Origin of the sequence: Chelativorans multitrophicus, from assembly GCF_011317445.1 — a bacterium.
Classification (GTDB): Bacteria; Pseudomonadota; Alphaproteobacteria; order Rhizobiales; family Rhizobiaceae; genus Chelativorans; species Chelativorans multitrophicus.
The window spans coordinates 1-18086 of the sequence record NZ_JAAAPL010000008.1 but is presented as its reverse complement, the minus strand read 5'-3'; the positions used below and the strand labels follow the sequence as shown (position 1 = coordinate 18086).

The window sequence follows — 18086 nt, the reverse complement described above, 5'->3', positions numbered from 1 at the left end:
TGGCTAGCCGAGCGCCGCCATCTGGAGGTCGGCCGCCTGCCGGCTGACGGTCTGGCCGGGATTTTCGACCTGACGCTCGTAGGGCTTCCAGGTCTCGCCGACGATATGCTCGTAAGCGGCGACGGCACCCTCGGCGGCCATGCGCAGGGCGTGGGACTGAAGCCCCATGTCGGCCGCGAATTCGCGCTTGCGCTGGGCGTTGCTGTCGAAACCGACCGGTCCGTCCAGATCCTCGTCGCGGATGTCGTTGGCGAGCTTGGCCGTGGCGTCTTTCGCCTCGGTGACGGCCTTGGAGTAGAACTGACCTGCCCCGTAGGCGGAGCCGACATAGGAGCCGACGATCCGCTGCAGGTGAATCTGCATCGCCTTGTCGGAAAGCCCCTCGGAGAGGGTATCGGCGCCTTCGATCAGGCTGCGCTGGTGGAAGTCGCGGATGCCGTCGCTGTCGAGGACCGGAAGGCCGAAACTTTCGGAGATGAGCGCGGCCTGGTTGCCGTCAGGGCAGCAAAGCCGGACCATTTCGAGGGTCGTGCCCTTGCGGAGCGGGACGATGCGGGCCTTGGACTTGGGGGAGCGGGTTGAACTGGACATTGAGCTTACCTTTCTAGCGATGCCCTTCAGGTGATCCGGCCCTCGGCCGGTCTTTCCTGCGGGTGCGGTCGAAAGGAACCAGCGGAAGCTGGACGCTTCAGGGTCCGGACCCTGCCAGGCGAGCGAGGCCGGCTTGCGGACAAGCCGGGGCCAGTTCTTCACTGGTCCCTGCGCGGGACGCGGGCCGGCCTTGCCGAGATCGGCGGGGTTCCGGCCGCTCCGCGGCGCGATAGCGGCCTTGAAGGGGCCAGCCGCTGGTTCAGACCGCAACAAACCCGCCGGGAAGAGCGGCGAGGGATGGTCTGTGACACCGGCATGCAGACCGGTAAGCGCCCGGTCGACCCGCACCGCCATGGTGTTTCATGGCCAGCCGCGCTGCCGAAGGTCATCCACGATTTGCCGGGAGCGATCTGGTCACCATGGTTGTAACCAGCATCATCGCCACGAATGAATGTCGTACCGCGGCGAGAACGACATCCGCGTCACGCACACAGTTCTTCCGGGTCGAGCTGCGCCCGCAATGCCGTGATAGTGCTTTCCTGGCGTGCCAGTTTACGGGTCAAGGCGTCGATTTCCGGCTGACGTTCCGCCGTGATCGCAGCCAGATTGGCACGATACCGTTCGAGGAATGCGCCAGGGTCTGGTGACTTCCCGCGCCGATACGTGGTCTGGCGCGGATGCAGTTGCGGGATCAGCGCTGCCATGCGCCGCGTGATCTGCCGGTCGATCATGTCCAGCTGACGCTGGATTTGCCGGCGAGCTTCCTCCATGCGAAAGAGCCGCGCTCGGCGACCTCGCGCGACCATTACGCTGGTCTCCCCTGCCAGCCGACAAAGCTCGAAGGCCCGCCATAGACGGCGTGTCGCTCCGGATCGATGACGAAGCCGAAGCGGCCGACACGATATTCAACCGAAGGAACGAGGAACCGGCGTTCCTCGCTACCCGGCCCGCGTTTACCGCCGGGGGTGGCGATTACTTCGGTGAAGCCGGGTTGGTGGTCGCAGATGATCGCCCAGATGACGATCCAGTCGTCGCGGTGCTGCGCGAAGAATGCACGTTCGTCCTTCGTCCAGGATTCACCCGCACCAAGCACATTGCCGGTGATCGCCTCCCACGCATCCGGGAAGCTGTCCTTCATCGTCTTTTCCGCAGCCCGGCGCTCGAAAGCGGTGAACAAATGCGGAAAGCTGAAGGCGACGATCGCCCAGGCCTCATCCTCCTCATAGGCCCCGCCGGCGACGCGGATCGACGGATGAACCTTGCGGTTGCGGTCGGGCGAAAGAAGGAAGCCGCCATGGCCAGCCGTCGAGTGGAAGACAATGCCGTCAGCATACACGGTCGCCCCCTGTGACGGACCCCATGGTGTACTCGCCGTGGATCGCTCCTCGCGTCGGCCGAGGGCGATCTTCTCGCGCTGGTGTTCGGCGTTTTCCAGAACCTTTGTCCGGAAGGCGTTCTCATCGGCAAGGTCGCCGCCATGACCGTAGAAGTCGCTCCGCGTCCAGTCGGCCATGGGCCGCCGGATACGCCACCCGGTTACAAGGAAATGGCGCCCGTCTCGGGCGGGGGCCATGGCGAAGGCGTGCTCGTCGACGAGTGCAACGGGCAGGCCATCTGCACTTTTGCCAAAAGAAACCCACGGAAAACCGGGGGCTTCGATGACATCGGTTTCGAAAGCAGGTGCGCTCATGCCGCTGCCCTCCCCTCGACACTGTCCGCCGCTTCCGTATCGGCCGTGATTTCCTGCAGCACGGCATTTGGATAACCGTGGCGGGTCAGCCATTCCGCGGCGGCGGTGCGATCGGCGGCAAGATGGACAAGCTCGGCATCGTCGCCGGCCCGATCGAGGACGAGAACCGAGCCGATCGCGGGCCGTTCCTTGACCGCGAACTTGAGGTCGCTGTTCACCGAAAACGTCCGGTGGACGCGCAGGACAATCGTCCCCTGGCTGCCATAGTCCCCCTCGTGGAGGGTGATGGAGGCAGGGATCGTAATGTTGCCGACACGTACTCCGGCCTGTTTGCGGATCAGGCGACCGCCCGAGTTGCGGGTCTCCCAGGCGGCAAGCTTCTTGCGGTGGCGTTCCGGCGGGCGCGGGGAGCGGTCGGAATATGTCAGGGTCGAGCCCAGGGGCACGAGGTCGTAGATCAACTGAGCGGACATGGTTTCTCCGTGGTGTTGAGTGGAAAACAGAACCGCCGCCGGTGATGCACCGGCGGCGGGATGGTCGTTCGGAAGAGAGGGTGTGACGCTTACTCGGCGGCCACCTTGTAGGCCTCGCGCTGCTCGTCGGTGAGGTCCTGGTCGGCCGCAGCCTGATCTTCATCGACATAGTCATGCGCCGGCTCGACGACCGCATCGCCGTCGAGCTCGTCCTCGCCTTCCGGCGTGCCGTCATCTTCAGGCTGCTCGACGCGCTCGTTTTTCTTCAGCCACGACGCGAGCTTGGTCTGGTCGGGACCGAACAGCGCCGACGGATGGACGAAGCGACCTTCCTTGAAGTGCTCGACCAGGGCCGCGCGGGTGTCCTTGATCTTCTGCCGGGGAAGAACCGACGTGTCGGCGCACGACGCCTCCAGCGCCGGTCGCGACAGGCAGGAGAGGAACTCCTCCGTGCCCATGTTCGGCAGGAAGCCGTCGGCGCCGATCACATCGCCAGCAACGCGGGAAACGATGCCACTGTCCGAACGGTTTTCCCTGCACGACAAGACGTCGATCAGCAGCGAGCGCACGGCAACCCGAAGCGTTTCCATGTCGAAGTCGAGCTTGCCCTCCTCGTCGAACAGGCGCGCGGCATGTTCGCCAAGGCCGGCCGCCCCGTAGTAGGAGATGTCGCGCGTGCCGGACGCCACCGTCACGTTCTGTCCCGCGAACGCCAGGACCAACAACGCCATCAACGTGTCGTCCTCGATCGGAGCCCGCGACAGCGCTTCATGCAGAGCATCGGTGCGCAGATCACCGATCATTTCGATGCCCTTGCGGGTGACATCGGGGCGGGTCTTCACGACGATCGCAGTATCGTCACCCTCGCCCGCCGGCTGTTCGCCCTTCTTCGGCTTCTTCGCCTCCGCCATGCGGAAGTGCACCGTCTGAACCTTCCCCTCGCGGTCTAGGTACAGGGCCGTATGGTCGGACTTGCCCGGCTTGCCATAGACGCGCTCCGCCTTCTTCGGCAGTTCCGGCTGGCCCCAGTTGTTGGTCTCGGTGATGACCCCCTTCTTGGGCAGGTTCTGCGTCATCCACTCCTGCTGCGCGCCCAGGAATGCCTCGACGTCGGTCGTGTAGCGGCTGTCCTGATCGGCCGGTGCAAACAGGTCCTCGACCCAGGCAATGCCGTAGGCCTGGGCGAGATCCTCGCCGAAGCTCGCATCGCGGGCATACATGCGGGTCTTCTGTAGGCCTTGCGCGACACTCCACCAGGAGACCTGCGGGTCGGCCTTCGAGGGCTTATGCTTCTTCCAGACCTCCTTCTGGTCGTCGAGCGAGGCCGACGCGATGGTGCGCAGCTGGCTCTCATTGGGCATGTCGCCTTTGGCCATCTGGTCGAGCATCGCCGGTAGGACATTGGCGAGCAGACGCAGCTTGCGGATCTGGCGAACCGGCAAGGCCAAGGCGACAGCGATCGCTTCCTCGGTCCAGCCGAGCGCGACCAGGCGCTCGATCGCCCGCCACTGATCGACGGGATTGAGCTGCTCATGCGCCAGCGTTTCTGCGAGCGAGCGCATTGCGCCGCCATCCTCGGCACGCTCGATCACCAGCACGGCGATCTCTTCAAGGCCTGCGGCGATGGCCTGCTTGACGCGGCGATGGCCGGCATCGATGACGAAGCCGTTGCCACCATCGGATTCCGGTGCAACGACAGGCGGCTGCACGATACCGACGGCGCGGATCGTCGCCAGCAGCAATGCGTCAGCCTGCGGACTGGACTTGGAACGACGCGCCTTGTCGGGGTTTCCCTTCAGCGCGCGCGGATCGACAAACTTCAGTTCCATGGAAATGCTCCTCACGGGGTTGCCGGACACAGCCAATCGCTGCGTCCTTCTTCGTCTTCTTCCCGAAGACACCCTCTGGCCCGCGGAGCGGACGGACCGGTGCAACTGCGGCCGAGCATCCCTGCCCGGCAGGACAAGCGGGGCTAACAGCCTTGCGAAGGCCGACGCGGCCGGGATCGCGAGCCGGCGCGGTTGAGCGCAAGCGTCAGCGGTCCGACCGATCTGCGAGCGGATTCCTCATCCTCCTTTTTCTTTTTCCCTCCTCCTCCTCTCAAAGAACATCCCCGCTGCGACATGCGAGAGCCGGATATCTGCCACTCGGCCATTTCACGGAGGGACTGAGGGGGGTGAATCGACTATGCGGCATCCTGCAAAGGTTCAGCAGATGTTTCCACATCCGCCGACAGGGCCGCCTCTATCTTGCCAAGCTGCCGCCGCTTGTCGGCCAGTTCGCCGGCGAAGGCAAACTCGGCACCATTGTCCCTCGACTGGTACGATGCGAGCCTGCGGCGGGCATCAGCGAGACGCTGGCGATACCGCTCGCGTTCGCCCTCGAAATCGTCGAGCGAGTGTTCGAGTCGCGAAATCGCTCCGAGCGGCGTGACCGTCATGGCAAGTTCGATTTCGGAATCGGCGCCCGTGCGCGTCAGCATGGTGGTATAACGGTAGCCTTCCTTGCCGAAGCGCTGGCCGTCATATTCGAGATCGAACCCCCCGACAGAGCCGATGATGCTCTCGCCCTCCTGCTGAAGCTGCACCAAGGTCAGAATCTCCTTCATGAGCGCGCGGCCTGCCTCCTTGCGCTCAGTGTAGACCTTACCGGCCACGGTCATGGTGAATGCCTCGCCGGTGGTCGGAACGAGCATCCCGATATCCTGGCCGATCTCCCCAATCCGCCGCGTGCAGAACTCGATATCGCGCTCGGCGTCGCGAAGTTGCCAGCGAACGGCGTGCTGATCATCGATATGCGCCGCGCGCAGACGCTCCAGCCGGGCGATATCGGCTTCAAGCCCAGCCTTCTGCATCAAGCGCTGATCGCCGGACGCGATGGCCTTGGCTATGGCGAACTGGTTGGCCTGGCCCTCACCGAGATCTTCGAGACGCCGCACGGAGGTATCACCGGAGAGCGCCGCGGCGATGAAGCGGGCCTTGCGCTCGTTGTTCTGCCACATGGTGGCGTCGAGCGAACCTTCGGTAGCGTAAGCGAAGATATCGACCTCGTCGTGCTGGTTGCCCTGACGGACGATGCGACCCTCGCGTTGCTCGATCTGCGACGGGAGCCAGGGCACGTCGAGATGGTGGAGCGCCTTGAGCCTCAGTTGCGCATTGACGCCGGTGCCCATCGTCTCGGAACTGCCGATCAGGAAGCGGACCTTGCCGGCGCGCACGTCGCCGAACAGACGCTGCTTGGCCTCCGACTTTTTATAGTCCTGCATGAAAGCAATCTCGCCGGCTGGCACGCCCATGCGGATGAGTTCGTCACGGATCCAGCGATAGGCGGAAAAGCCCCTGCTCTTCTCAACACTGATCGTTCCGAGATCGCTGAAGATCATCTGGGCGGCGCCCGGGAGTTCGAAAGGCTTACCGTCATGTCGAACATAGGGGTGCCCGGCTGTCGCCCTCCAGATAGCGAAGGCATTCGAGATGAGTGCGTTGAGCTTGTTGTCCGCCTCATTGTCATTGTCGGCGTCGACCAGGCGCAGGTCGATTGCAGCATGGCGACCATCGGTGATCACCGAGAGCAGGATGTCATCGCCGGGCTCAGGCGGCCGGTCGCGCTTCTCGATTTCCGCGATGCGCGCAGCCAGGACCATCTGGTAGTGTTTGAAGGCCTGCGTCGGCTTCGATGTGATGATCTGGCGCTTGCCGGTGGAGATCGCCGGCACCTTGACGAATTGGCGCAGGTCTTCCGGCATCACGACGTCGGCGAAGGAGCGGAACATCGCGATCAGTTCGGGGACGTTGACGAAGCTGGCAAACCTGGAAACAGGCTTGTATTTGCCGGAAGGCTGAAGCTCCAGCTCGGTCGTCGTGTCGCCGAAGGTCGACGCCCAGGCGTCGAATTCGTGCAAACCGCGTTCCATCAGCGCCGCGTGGTCCATCAGCCGCTGGACGGTGAACATCTCGCCGAGCGTGTTTGTGATCGGGGTTCCGGAGGCGAGCACGAGCGCCCGTCCCGGGTTCTTCGTCTCGATGAAGCGGGATTTGACGTATAGATCCCAGGCGCGCTGCGAGCCGTTGGGGTCGACGCCCTTGAGCGTCGACATGTTGGTGGCGAAGGAGAGCTTGCGGAACTCCTGTGCCTCGTCGACGATGATCTGGTCGACGCCAATTTCAGCAATGGTGAGAAGATCGTCCTTGCGACTGGAGAGTGCTTCGAGCCGCTCCTGCAGGCCCTCCTTCAGCCGCTCGAGCCGCTTGCGCGAGACGCGGTCATCGCCTTCGACCTTGGTGAGAAGCGTCTCGTAGAGCTCCAGCTCGTCATGTATCATCTGTTGTTCGAAGGCAGACGGGACGCCGATGAACTTGAAGGCGGAATGCGTGATGATAATCGCGTCCCAGGTCGCGGTTGCCGCCCGCGACAGGAACCGCACGCGCTTATCCTTGGTGAAGTTGGTCTCGTCGGCGACGAGGATGCGGGCGGTCGGATAGAGCGCCAGGAACTCACGGGCCACCTGCGCCAGGCAATGGCCGGGGACGGTGAGCATCGCTTTGGCGATCAGGCCTAGACGGCGTTGCTCCATGATGGCGGCTGCCATGGTCATCGTCTTACCGGCGCCGACGGCGTGGGCAAGATAGGTTGAACCGGCCGAAATGATGCGCCAGGTTCCACGCATCTGATGTCCATAAAGAACAAAGGCGCCCGAGGCGCCTGGAAGTTTCAGATGGGAGCCGCCGAACGCTCGTGGCGCGATATTGTTGAAGCGGTCATTGTAAATGCGGGCCAACCGGTCGGTTCGATCCGGGTCAGACCAGATCCACCGCTGGAAGGCCTCCTTGATCTTGTGAAGCTTCTCCTTGGCCGCCTCGGTATCGACGACGTTGAGGACGCGACGCTCGCTGTCGCCGTCCTTGATCGTATCGAAGATCTGTGGCACGCGGCTGTTGAGCGCATCTGTCAGCAGTTCGCCCGCATGCCTGCGTTCGGTCCCCCATTCCGATGTACCGACGGCGAGATAGCCAAGCTGGCGCGCATCGACAGTCCAGGAAGCAAGTTCCGGCATGTGGTGGATCCTGATGTCGACATTCATCGTCTCCTTGACGAATGCCGCGATATCGAGAGCGGGAATCCACGGCGCGCCGAGACGCGCGGTGATGTCGGAGGGGCGAAGGTCGACCGGCTGCACGCCCTGCAGGGCCGTGACATTGCGCTCATAGGCCGGATCGAGGGCAGCAGCAGCTTCCGCGGCCTTCAGCTTGTCGCGGACATGACCCGAGAGATAGGCGTCAGCCATCTGCCAGGAACCGTCGGCGGGGTCCTGAAAGATCGCGCTGCCAAGTTCGGCGACGACGTCCTGGGGGTCGCGGTGGAGCAGCTCGGCGATATGGTCGAGATCGACACGGCCGCGTTCATTGAGAACCACGGCAAGGGCGTCGGCCGCGCTGGAGATCACCGGCGGCGCCGGCGGTGAGATCACGCGCTCGGTGAAGATCGGGCCGGGCCGGGCGGTGTCGTTTTCAAGGTCGTAGTCCTCGATCGAAGCGACCAGCCAGCAGTCGGGATCGTCGAGGAAAGGCTGAAGGTTTGGACGCCGATGACTTTCGCGGGTCTCGCCGGTCTCCGTGTCCTCGCTGATCGAGACCGTGGTGTGATTGATCGGACCGAAGTCGCGAACGAAGCTCGACCAGGCGATGCGCAGCCTGACCTGACGGTCTTTCCAGGGCTGGTCCACTTCCTGGGCTTTCAGCACCTCGCGCACCGCGTCACGGACCGGGATCAGCTTGCGGATGATACGGACATGCTTTTCAGGGATGCCGTCGGCACTACGGCCCTTGCGCACCTTCACAGCGACCGGCTCGCCGTCAATGATTTGCATCAGGCCGCGGGCGTTGTCGAAGAAGAAGCTCCCTTCGCGCACATGCCGGCCATTGGGCAGATCGACAACGGTCTGATCGTCAGCCACATCCAAATTAGGGTCGATGTCGCTGGGTTCGCCGTCATAGCGATCTTCCGGAAGGAGACTGACGGCAGCGGACAACGCCGCGTCGAGGTCCTCGCCGTCGCGGGGCCGGCATGTGTAGGTCTCGCCGAAGGGACCAGAGGTCAGTGCGTGCGTTCCGAGCACGAAGTCCGGGTGGCGCGCGAACCAGCGATTGACGCGGATCGCGCCTTCATCGTCTGTGACCGGCCGGACGTTTTCGGTGTCGAGCCAGGACTGCTCGCCTTCAGGCTCCCCAGCTTTCCTCTTCCGGAAAAAGAGGATGTCGACGACGACATTTGTTCCGGCGTCCGCGCGGAAGCTTCCTTCGGGCAGCCGGATCGCAGCGATGAGGTCCGCCGACTTCGCGATATGCTCACGCGCGCAGACATCGGCCTTGTCCATCGTGCCGGAACTGGTGACGAACGCCGCGAAGGCGCCTGGCTTCAACAGGTCGATCGACCGCGCGATGAAGTAGTCATGCAGGCGCAAGGACAGCGAGCGATAGGCCCGGTCGGAACGCACGGTCCGGTCGGAGAAGGGCGGGTTGCCTATGGCAAGGTCGAAGCTCGCCGGCAGCTCCGTGCGGGCGAAGTCGCCTGTAATGATACGCGCCTGTGGTTGTAGCAACCGGGCGATGCGTGCCGTCACCGGGTCGAGCTCGATGCCGGTGACATGGGAGACGTCGCGCAGGCCTTCCGGCATGAGGGCGGGAAACAGCCCCGTGCCAATCCCTGGCTCCAGCACGCGCCCGCCGCGCCATCCCATGCGTTCAAGATTCCATGGGCGGTGGACCGCGACCGGCGCTCTGGCAGTGTGGGGTTGCTCAGACGCCCATCTGCACAGGAGACAACCATGAACAAGCCTTTGCCCGCGATCTTCACGCCAGCCGCGATCCGCACCGATCTTGGCGCGATTTTTGTTTCGTTGGAACTCAGCCGATCACGTTGGATCGTCACGTCGCTGTCGCCCGGCGGCGCCGAGAAGATGTCGAAGCACAGCGTGCCGGGCGGCGATCTTGCGGGTCTCATGGAGCGTTTCCGGCTCCTTGTTGCGAAAGCGAAGGGTCGCACGGGACGGGATTTCCCGATCGTGACGATTCAGGAGGCGGGCCTCGACGGCTTCTGGATCCACCGCGCGCTGGTGAAGGAGGGCATCGAGAGCCATGTCGTCGATCCGGCCTCGATCGCGACCTCGCGTCGGCGGCGGCGCGCCAAGACCGACAGGATCGACGGGGAGGCCCTGGTGCGGGCGCTACTGGCCTTCAAGCGGGGAGAGCCGCGGGTCTGCGCCATGGTCCGGGCCCCGTCGCCCGCAGAGGAGGACGCGCGCCGGATCATGCGCGAGCGCAAGACGCTGACCGGCGAGCGTGTTGCGCATGTCAACCGCATCAAGGGGCTCCTCTTCGCGCAAGGCGTGAGCGGATATGAGCCGCTGCGGCGCGATCGTCGCAAGCGGCTGGAAGAGCTGCGCACCGGTGACGGTCGGGAACTCCCGCGGCATCTGACGGTGCAGATCCTGCGCGAGCTCGACCGGCTGGAACTGCTGCTGGCGCAGATCAAGGCGGTGGAGGCCGAGCGCGATGCCGAACTGGCGCAGGCCCGGGAGGCCGCGCTGCCCGCCTCGGCCGCGCGGCTGCTGGAGATCAGGGGGATCGGCCCGGAATTCGCCATGCTGCTCTGGTCGGAGGGGCTCTATCGTCACTTCGACAACCGGCGGCAGGTGGCCGCCTATGCGGGCCTGGCGCCAACGCCGTGGCAGAGCGGAGCGGTCGACCAGGAGCAAGGCGTGTCGAAAGCCGGCAATCCGCGGTTGCGCACCACGATGATCCAGCTGGCCTGGCTCTGGCTGCAGCACCAGCCGACATCGGCGTTGACGCAGTGGTTCCGCGACAGGGTAGCGCATCAGGGTGGCCGCTCGCGCAAACCCGCCATCGTGGCGCTGGCGCGAAAGCTGCTGGTCGCACTCTGGAAATACGTCGCCACGGGTGTCGTGATCGAGGGCGCCGCGATGAAACCCGCCTGAACCTGATACCCTCCTTTCCGAAATTCGACGGGGCCCGATCAGCCTCGCCGGATCCGGGTGGATGAACCGGGCCGGACCCTGGTCTGACAAGAACCGTGTTCAAGATTGGTCTCATCCGCCCGAGCCCAGCCCGCCGCAAGCGGAATTCTGGACCGCCGCCGACAGCCCGACAGGGCGCCTGCGCGACCGTATGTGAGGTTGATCGTGCCCGGAACCGGGCCGCGTCATGCATTCGGGCTCGGACCTCGGATCCTGAAACAAACGGAGCATCATCATGTGACCGAATGCCAACCGTTGACATCGAAATGCCCATGTGAGGCCCGACCAGATCGCCCGGACGATGAACTCCGGCGTAAAATGGGCGTATTGGGTGCAGCGGGCGAGCGAAGTATAGTCGCCCTCGCCGACGGCATCCTCCAGATCGGTGCCGATTTCGTCCCAGCCCTTGCGGAAATCGACCTCGCCAGGCCGTCGGAAGACACCATTGGCAAGATCGGACGCACCGAAACCGGTGAAGCGGATCAGCTGCTCCTGCTCTTCGGCGGTGGCCGGCCGCTCATCGGCCTCGATTTCGACCGCGAGCCGGATCGCAGCGACGTTATCGCGGGCACGCTCCTTCCAGCCCCGAGCCAGACCCCGGTCGTCGGCGAGATAGAAGTTCGAGCCACGTTCCCGGTCGGGCTTGGAGGGTGCTGCGGCCGCCGCGATCGGCATCGCCGGCGCCGGGGACGATGGATCAGGATCGTCGTCGGGTTCAAATCTGTCGGCAAAGGCCGTCACGCCGAGGCCGAGACCGGACGAAAGGGCCGTGTTTCCGAAAAGATCGATGGTGAAGGGGTCGTCATTCGACATGATAAATCTCCTTGGATTGCGGGCGAGCGCGTTTCACGCGGACGACAGCGTCGGCCACGTGGAAAGGCTCGCGGTTTGAAAGAGTCAGCGAACGATCAGGGAGAGCGTGACCTGGTGCTCGGTGAGCTGCACATTGAGATGCGTGCAGCGCAGATTCCGATCGAACATCGGGAGCAACTGCCCGGCGTCGATGAATTCGATGCCGTCATCGCCCCCAAAATGGCGATGCTTGTAGTCAAACCAGTCGGGATTGCCGACCGGATGGCACTCCTCGGAATAGACGACGAGCGGGCGCCCGCCATCAGGGAGTTTTCCGTCCGACATGATGTAGACGCCCTGGTCTCCAACGAGCCAGAGCCCTGGAATCTCGCCCTCGCCGGGCTTCATGCCATAATAGGGATTGCGAAATCCGCCATTGATGGCGGAATCCGCCGTGCCGCGATCGATGACCTTGCGAACGGCAACAATGGGAAATGTGAACATCGCCGCCCCCTCACGCTGCAACGGCAAAAGGAAGGTGGCGGAGATGAACCGGCAGCTTGGTTGCGATTTCCGCCTCGGTGAGTTCGTCGAGCAGCTTGACGTCGCGGCTTCGGTCGGGACCGAAGAACAGGACCGTCCGCCGGCCGCGCTGCGCGTGCGGGAAACGCCAATCGGCGTAACCGCGGTATTCGTCGTGGCTTGAACTCCAGATATGCTCGACCCGCTCTTCGCGGGTCATTGCACGGACTGGACGGCTTTCCCGCTCGACAATGGCGGCGCGCATGTGTGCGGGCGAACCCTTGTCGGCAAGGTCGCAATAGGCGTGGAAGAACCGCATCCGGTCGTCGATCTTCAGGGTGAAGAAGACGCTGGTGATGCAGCCCGTCAGGAATTCGCGCATGGCGAACATCTCGCCGTTCATGAAGAGCGGCGGCAGGATGTTGAACATGTAATCATGCTCGATCTCGGTAAGCTCGAACCACTCCCCGCGATAGAGGCCGGCATCGGCATCCTCGAAACGATTGGGGCGCTGCGTGTGGCGATCGAACATGCGGAACATCTGCCGGCGGTCGGCAATACCCTGGTAGACTTTGCGGATAGGAGAAGAGGGGTTCATTGGCGGGCTCCTTCAGCCTCGTCGGACTGGAGCGCGACGCATCCTCGGGGATCACCATCATCTTCAGCCCTTCCTGACCCCTCCCCAGCGGCCGCCTCTCCGTCCGGCCGGGTCAAGTGCCGGCGGAGCCGGGCGAAGCTTCACACTTGACGCGGCTGGCGGGTATGCGGCAGCCGGGTTTCATTCGTTTTATTTCCTTCTTCTTCCTCCCCAATTCGGCCGCATGCCCGGGCTGATCCGCCGATGAGCCGCGCACTCGTCTTCGCCCCAATCCTCGTCGCTACCGGCGAGATCATCTTGGAGATCTACACGCCAGAGCTAAGTCGGCCGATGTGGAAGCTGCGAAGCTGGAGGCCGCGTCAAGACTTGGCGCGCCATTGCGGATCGAGATGACGACGGCGAAGGTCGGGCCAGCGATCCTCGATCGCGCATCATGAGCGCTGGAGGTGCCGGTCTGCCCGATCAGGCGATTGCCCCCTCCTTCAGCATCGCATTCCAGTCCTCCGCACGCGGCTTCAGACGTTCGAAGTCGCAGGAGAGTTCACCGGCAAGCTCACGCAACCGCGCCACGAACGCTTCGCCCTGCGTGTTCGCATCGGTCGCGGCGACGAAGCGGACATCGGGCCGTTCCCCCAACATGCGAATGGCGCCGTCGGTGGCCGGCGACCAGCCGCCGCCAGTGCTGACATAAAGCGTATCGCGCCGGGCCTTCTCGATCGCGCCAAGGCTCATGGCATCGATGGCGGCTTCGGTTACGCAGATGCGAGCGGCGCCCTTGAACCCGAAGCGGAACAAGACCTTGCTGCCGCCGGTTGCAAAGCCGCGCCATTCGGGACCACGTTCCTCCCAACCGGTGACCACGCCATCGGCACCCTGATGAGCGGCCCACATGCTCCCACGCGGCCCTTCCCGCAGAAGGTCCTGGGCGATGGCTGCCCGGAGGACCTGTTCGGGAATGTGCCGGTCGTCGCGCAGATATCGCCAGGTTGCCGACCCGCGCCAGGGCTTGCGCCGGGCACCCCAACGATCCGGTATGGATTGGTCAGGTTCCGCCTCGCGCGACTGTCGTTTCCATTCTGGCTCGCGGGGCTCGAAGGCGACCAGGGACGCGACTTGCACAAACGCTTCCAGAAAATCGCCGCCGTCCAGATGCTGAACGAGCGAATAGACATCACCCTTGGCGTCGGAGAGCGGATCAAACCAGCCCTTGCCATCGTGGATAACGATGATGATGTCATCGCCACGGCGATACTTCACCGCCTTGCGCGTGCTTTCCTTCAAGTCGATCGCGAACCCTCCGGTCTCCAGCACGGCCGCACAACCCACCCTGCCTCGCAGCTCTTCGATATCCGCTTTTTCCATTCTTTTCTCCCAGCGGCCTTTCGGCCGACCTTTCATTCAGTTTATCTTCTCCGCACACTTCGCGGAACACCTTAGCGACCGGCGCGAAGAGCAAAGGGGGCAAGGGCGCGGCTCCTGCCGCGGCGCAGCTTCCCTTGCGGCCTGCCGCTCGCAAGCGGCACGCCGGGCAAGAGACGGTTCAATGAACCGGCTGGCCACCCGTGTAGGGGTCGTAAAAGTAGAGGGCGTTGACCTCGTCGTCATCGAGGTCGTCGGCAGGAAGAACGCCGTATGCGTCTTCATCGACCTTGAAGAGGATGACCGGCGTCATCAGGGTGCGCGCGAGGTTCCAGGCGTGGTTCTGAGCGAGGCTGAGTTCTTGCGACATGGTGTGACTCCCGTAGCTGCGGGGACCATTCCCCGCTCGACAGGCGCCCGTCGGTTCCGGCCTGGACCGCGATCACCGCGTTGGCGAAGCCATAAGCGGCGGCACGCTTGCGTAGTCCGACCCCTCGCGGGTTGATCGACAAGGTCCGGGCTGGAACAAGGGAAATAAGCCGATAAGAGCGGGGGTGATCTTTGCGCCTGAGCCGCATTTCCAGCACGAACCGTCGCGGATTCATGCCGCAGACAGCGCCGGCTGATGCATGCCGCTATCATCAAGGTCTTTGCGAGGACCGGTTCTTCCTGTACCGACGATGTCGCCACCATCAAAAGCCGACAGCCAATTTGATCGGCCTGACCACGGAGATCGTTGCCGCTTACGTCAGCAACAGTTCCGTACCCAGGGCTGAGCTTCTGCGGCTCATTGCCGAAGGCCGTCCTGCTGCCGGCGACTGAGGCGCGGTCGCGCGAACGCGACTGCCCCAAGCAAAAAGCGGACGAAAGCGCCCGCAGCAAACACGGTCGAGCCTGCCGCGCCGCCTCGACCTCGCCTCTGGCCACCCAGCATCGACCTTTCTCCGGTCCGGACGCCTTCCTTCGTCTAAAACGCGAAGAGACCGCGACAAATCCGTTCGTTTTCGGTATGGATTCAGTTGAGGCAGCGACGCACTGCCTCAAGGGCGTCGAAACCCTTACCAGCGGTATGGAATCAACCGGGATGATTCCAACCTCCTTGACCTTATGGTCGGGGAGCCTGTGGCGTATACAACAGGCTCACCGAGCTAAAGGCCATGGGGCCGTCTGGTACGGTTTCGAACTCCCCGATCACCAAGGGGTCAATGAGCATCGCAGAGCGGGGGCGCACCGCGAGCGATGGCTTCGAAACCGGATAATGACAACGGGTAGTTCCGAGGCAAGGGCGAAGCTTGGCTTCCAGCTTATTCACGATGTGATGCTGCATCAGGTCGTTGGATTCCCGCTGGCCGGCGAGACGCCAGGCGCACGACTACGGCAATACGCGATGGTAACGGTTATCCTAGACCTGCACTGCAAGGGCGAGCCGATAACGATTTCCAATATTGTCGCTGTCACCGGGATGACGCGCGGTGCTGCCGATGAGGTTCTTGGCGCCCTTGGAAGAAGGGGACTCATCGAAGGATCCTGGACAAAAAACTCAATGGGCCGAGGTCAAGCAAGGGAGTACCGGATCGCTGGAAGGCTTAATGTCGATATTGCCGGCCTACTCGATAACCTTCGCCCCTCATGAGCGTCGGGATCAATCTGACAATCGGCAGGGGTCATTCGCTGCCGGTTTGCATCTGGCAATCATTCCCCTGAAACAACCATCTAGCCCGTCTTATTCATGACGGCGCGTTTGCGAGGCTGGCGGGTGTAGCATAAGCCATTGATGTGGCGTAGGATTCGGTTGCTTAGGCCAGTCCTGCAGACAACATCTCGCGAGCCACACCCGCCATGATCGACGATACGCTGCTGCCGTTCTCTTTTCCAGCCGTTCGCGCCAAGAAGATCACGGCTGCCTTCGACGGCGGTCGCATCACCTCGGATGCCGGGATCATGCTTTTGGCCGCCGCCGAGCGGCGCCTGAAGCTGGCCGAGAAGCTCGCTGCCGCCATCCGCGACCCGCGCGATCCGGCGCGTGTCAGGCACAGCTTGACCGACATCCTGCGCGCCCGCATCTTCGCCATTGCCTGCGGCTACGAGGATGCCAACGACCTCGACCGCCTTCGCAACGATCCGGCCTTCAAGCTCGCCTGCGGTCGGCTGCCCGACAGCGGTCAGGATCTGTGCTCGCAGCCGACCTGCTCGCGTCTGGAGAACCTGCCCGACCTCAGGACCGTCATCCGCCTCGGCCGGGTTCTGGTCGACCTGTGGCTGTCGAGCTACCCTGCGCCGCCGAAAAGCGTCACCCTCGACATCGACGACACGCTCGACGTCGTTCACGGCCATCAGCAACTCTCGCTCTTCAACGGCCACCACGACGAACGCTGCTTCCTGCCGATCCACATCTACGACGCCGCCACTGGACGCCCGGTCGCCATGATCCTGCGTCCGGGCAAGACCCCGTCGGGCAAGGAGATCCGTGGTCATCTGCGCCGGCTCGCGCGGTGCATCCGTGCCCGCTGGCCGGACACCCGCATCCTCGTGCGCGGTGACAGCCATTATGGCCGGGTCGAAGTCATGGCCTGGTGCGAGGAAAACGCGATCGACTACGTCTTCGGCCTTGCTGGCAACAAGGTCCTGAAGCGTCTCGTTGACGCGAGCGCCGACGACATCCGCACCCGCCGCGCGCTCGAGCAGAAGCCGGTGCTGCGGGGCTATGTCGAGACCCGCTACGAGGCCAAATCCTGGAAGGCCGAGCGCCGCGTCGCGGCCCGCATCGAGGCGACCACGATGGGCCTCGACATCCGCTTCGTCGTCACCAACCTCGCCAAAGGCTCCGCTGAGCACATCTACGACGTCGTCTACTGTGCGCGCGGCCAGGCCGAGAACCTGATCAAGATGCACAAGAGCCAACTCGCCTCCGATCGAACCTCCTGTCGCCGGGCCGTCGCCAACCAGATGCGCCTCGTTCTCCACACCGCCGCCTACTGGCTCATGCTCACGCTGCGCGAGGCGGTGCCCGCTACCCATCATCTTGGCAAAGCCGAGTTCGCCACGCTGCGGCTCAGGCTTCTCAAACTCGGCGCCCGTGTAACCGAAACCGTCTCGCGCATCCGATTGGCATTCGCCGCCGCCTGTCCCGAGGCAAGTCTGTTCCGTTCCATTGCCGCCAAGCTGCAGCCGGCAGGACCTTGAGACGACCAGGGCGGAATGCCCCCGCAACCAAGCCCGTCAACCTCCAGCGCGTTCAACAAGTCCAGCCTCGCCCGCGGTGAAAGAGACGCCTCGACTGCCCGCGCACCATCGATCTGCGTCATCCGCAAAGCCGTGCTCATGAATAGGACGGGCTAGCCTCGGGCAATTCAGAGGATGCCGAGCAAGGCCCAACGTCGCGCCTACCAGTTCGGGACGCGGCGCAAAGCGCGGCACGCTATCTACTAGGACAACTGGGATCAGGCCGGCCATGTAGGGGGCGGGCTCACGCGTTACCTTCTCGGCTCGTAGCGCAGCGCTACAGCGCCTGAGCTGAGCTCTTGCCGGTCGACGAGCTTCAACTCGATATATTTGGAGAGCCCGGCGAACAAGGTGGGCCCATGACCGGCAAGCCTGGGCTGTACCACGAATTCATACTCGTCGATCAGGCCCAGCTCCGCCAGCGCCATCGGCAGCTTTACGCCGCCCGTGAACAGCGCCCTGCCCGGCTGCTGCTTGAGCTTCCGGACCGCCTCGCCGAGGTTACCGCTAACCCGTTCCGCGTTCCAATCGACCCGCTCGAGTGTGTTTGAAACGACGTATTTCTTCATTGCGTCGATGGTGCGCGCGAAAGGCTCGGTCCAGTCAGGCGGCGTGATGGTCCGCGTCTCATGCCTCCACGCCTCTTCCATCATCTGGTAGGTGACGCGGCCAAAGAGCAGAGCATCGGCCCGGCCGATACTCTCGGTGGCGTGCTGATGTGTCGCTTGGCACTTAATTATGAGAATGCCATACAAGCGATTCCAGATGCTTCGGCCGGCACATAATTTGAGAATTGGCAGTTAATTT

General features: G+C 63.6%; 14 protein-coding genes and 1 pseudogene. 3 read left to right on the top strand and 12 right to left on the bottom strand.

Annotated elements, in window-relative coordinates:
• Positions 1 to 3: 3 nt before the first annotated feature.
• The 6 genes from GNP00_RS21570 to GNP00_RS21545 all read right to left on the bottom strand — a co-directional run bounded on the left by GNP00_RS21570 (position 4) and on the right by GNP00_RS21545 (position 9490).
• Positions 4 to 591 (bottom strand): hypothetical protein, encoded by a 588-nt coding sequence (locus GNP00_RS21570; protein WP_026227914.1) that lies wholly within the window; start codon positions 589 to 591, stop codon positions 4 to 6.
• Between the two features lie 482 nt (positions 592 to 1073).
• On the bottom strand, positions 1074 to 1397 hold the full coding sequence (locus GNP00_RS21565) for a hypothetical protein (protein ID WP_011578768.1): 324 nt from the start codon (positions 1395 to 1397) through the stop codon (positions 1074 to 1076).
• Entirely contained in the window at positions 1397 to 2281 is an 885-nt protein-coding gene (locus GNP00_RS21560) for a DUF7007 domain-containing protein (protein WP_011578767.1), read from the bottom strand. The genes GNP00_RS21565 and GNP00_RS21560 overlap by 1 nt, the downstream gene beginning before the upstream one ends.
• Positions 2278 to 2754, bottom strand: coding sequence for a hypothetical protein (locus tag GNP00_RS21555; RefSeq protein ID WP_011578766.1), 477 nt, complete (start codon positions 2752 to 2754; stop codon positions 2278 to 2280). The genes GNP00_RS21560 and GNP00_RS21555 overlap by 4 nt, the downstream gene beginning before the upstream one ends.
• Positions 2755 to 2843: 89 nt before the next feature.
• Positions 2844 to 4583: a ParB N-terminal domain-containing protein gene (locus GNP00_RS21550; RefSeq protein ID WP_011578765.1), complete on the bottom strand. Its 1740-nt coding sequence runs from the start codon at positions 4581 to 4583 to the stop codon at positions 2844 to 2846.
• Between the two features lie 356 nt (positions 4584 to 4939).
• Complete coding sequence (locus GNP00_RS21545) at positions 4940 to 9490, bottom strand: lactate dehydrogenase (RefSeq protein WP_011578764.1); 4551 nt, start codon at positions 9488 to 9490, stop codon at positions 4940 to 4942.
• An 87-nt stretch (positions 9491 to 9577) separates the two neighbouring features.
• Between GNP00_RS21545 and GNP00_RS21540 the strand changes: the two genes are divergently transcribed.
• Positions 9578 to 10747 (top strand): IS110 family RNA-guided transposase, encoded by a 1170-nt coding sequence (locus tag GNP00_RS21540; protein WP_011578763.1) that lies wholly within the window; start codon positions 9578 to 9580, stop codon positions 10745 to 10747.
• Positions 10748 to 11062: 315 nt separating this feature from the next.
• Here GNP00_RS21540 and GNP00_RS21535 read toward each other — a convergent pair.
• The 5 genes and pseudogenes from GNP00_RS21535 to GNP00_RS21515 form a co-directional block, all read right to left on the bottom strand.
• Positions 11063 to 11599: pseudogene (locus tag GNP00_RS21535) on the bottom strand (class I SAM-dependent methyltransferase); the annotation flags it as partial.
• Positions 11600 to 11683: 84 nt separating this feature from the next.
• Positions 11684 to 12082 (bottom strand): DUF3085 domain-containing protein, encoded by a 399-nt coding sequence (locus GNP00_RS21530; protein ID WP_166016287.1) that lies wholly within the window; start codon positions 12080 to 12082, stop codon positions 11684 to 11686.
• Between the two features lie 10 nt (positions 12083 to 12092).
• Entirely contained in the window at positions 12093 to 12698 is a 606-nt protein-coding gene (locus GNP00_RS21525; RefSeq protein ID WP_011578760.1) for a DUF1419 domain-containing protein, read from the bottom strand.
• A 462-nt stretch (positions 12699 to 13160) separates the two neighbouring features.
• Positions 13161 to 14060, bottom strand: coding sequence for a DUF3991 and toprim domain-containing protein (locus GNP00_RS21520; protein ID WP_041544184.1), 900 nt, complete (start codon positions 14058 to 14060; stop codon positions 13161 to 13163).
• 178 nt (positions 14061 to 14238) lie between these two features.
• Complete coding sequence (locus tag GNP00_RS21515; RefSeq protein WP_011578758.1) at positions 14239 to 14427, bottom strand: hypothetical protein; 189 nt, start codon at positions 14425 to 14427, stop codon at positions 14239 to 14241.
• A gap of 420 nt (positions 14428 to 14847) precedes the next feature.
• Between GNP00_RS21515 and GNP00_RS21510 the strand changes: the two genes are divergently transcribed.
• Positions 14848 to 15690 (top strand): hypothetical protein, encoded by an 843-nt coding sequence (locus GNP00_RS21510; RefSeq protein ID WP_246259486.1) that lies wholly within the window; start codon positions 14848 to 14850, stop codon positions 15688 to 15690.
• 206 nt (positions 15691 to 15896) lie between these two features.
• Positions 15897 to 17240: an IS1380-like element ISMesp2 family transposase gene (locus GNP00_RS21505; RefSeq protein ID WP_011578756.1), complete on the top strand. Its 1344-nt coding sequence runs from the start codon at positions 15897 to 15899 to the stop codon at positions 17238 to 17240.
• A 290-nt stretch (positions 17241 to 17530) separates the two neighbouring features.
• Here the strand turns inward: GNP00_RS21505 and GNP00_RS21500 are convergent, their stop codons facing one another.
• A complete protein-coding gene (locus GNP00_RS21500; protein WP_011578755.1) occupies positions 17531 to 18034 on the bottom strand; it encodes a dihydrofolate reductase family protein in 504 nt (167 codons plus the stop codon).
• Positions 18035 to 18086 lie beyond the last annotated feature (52 nt).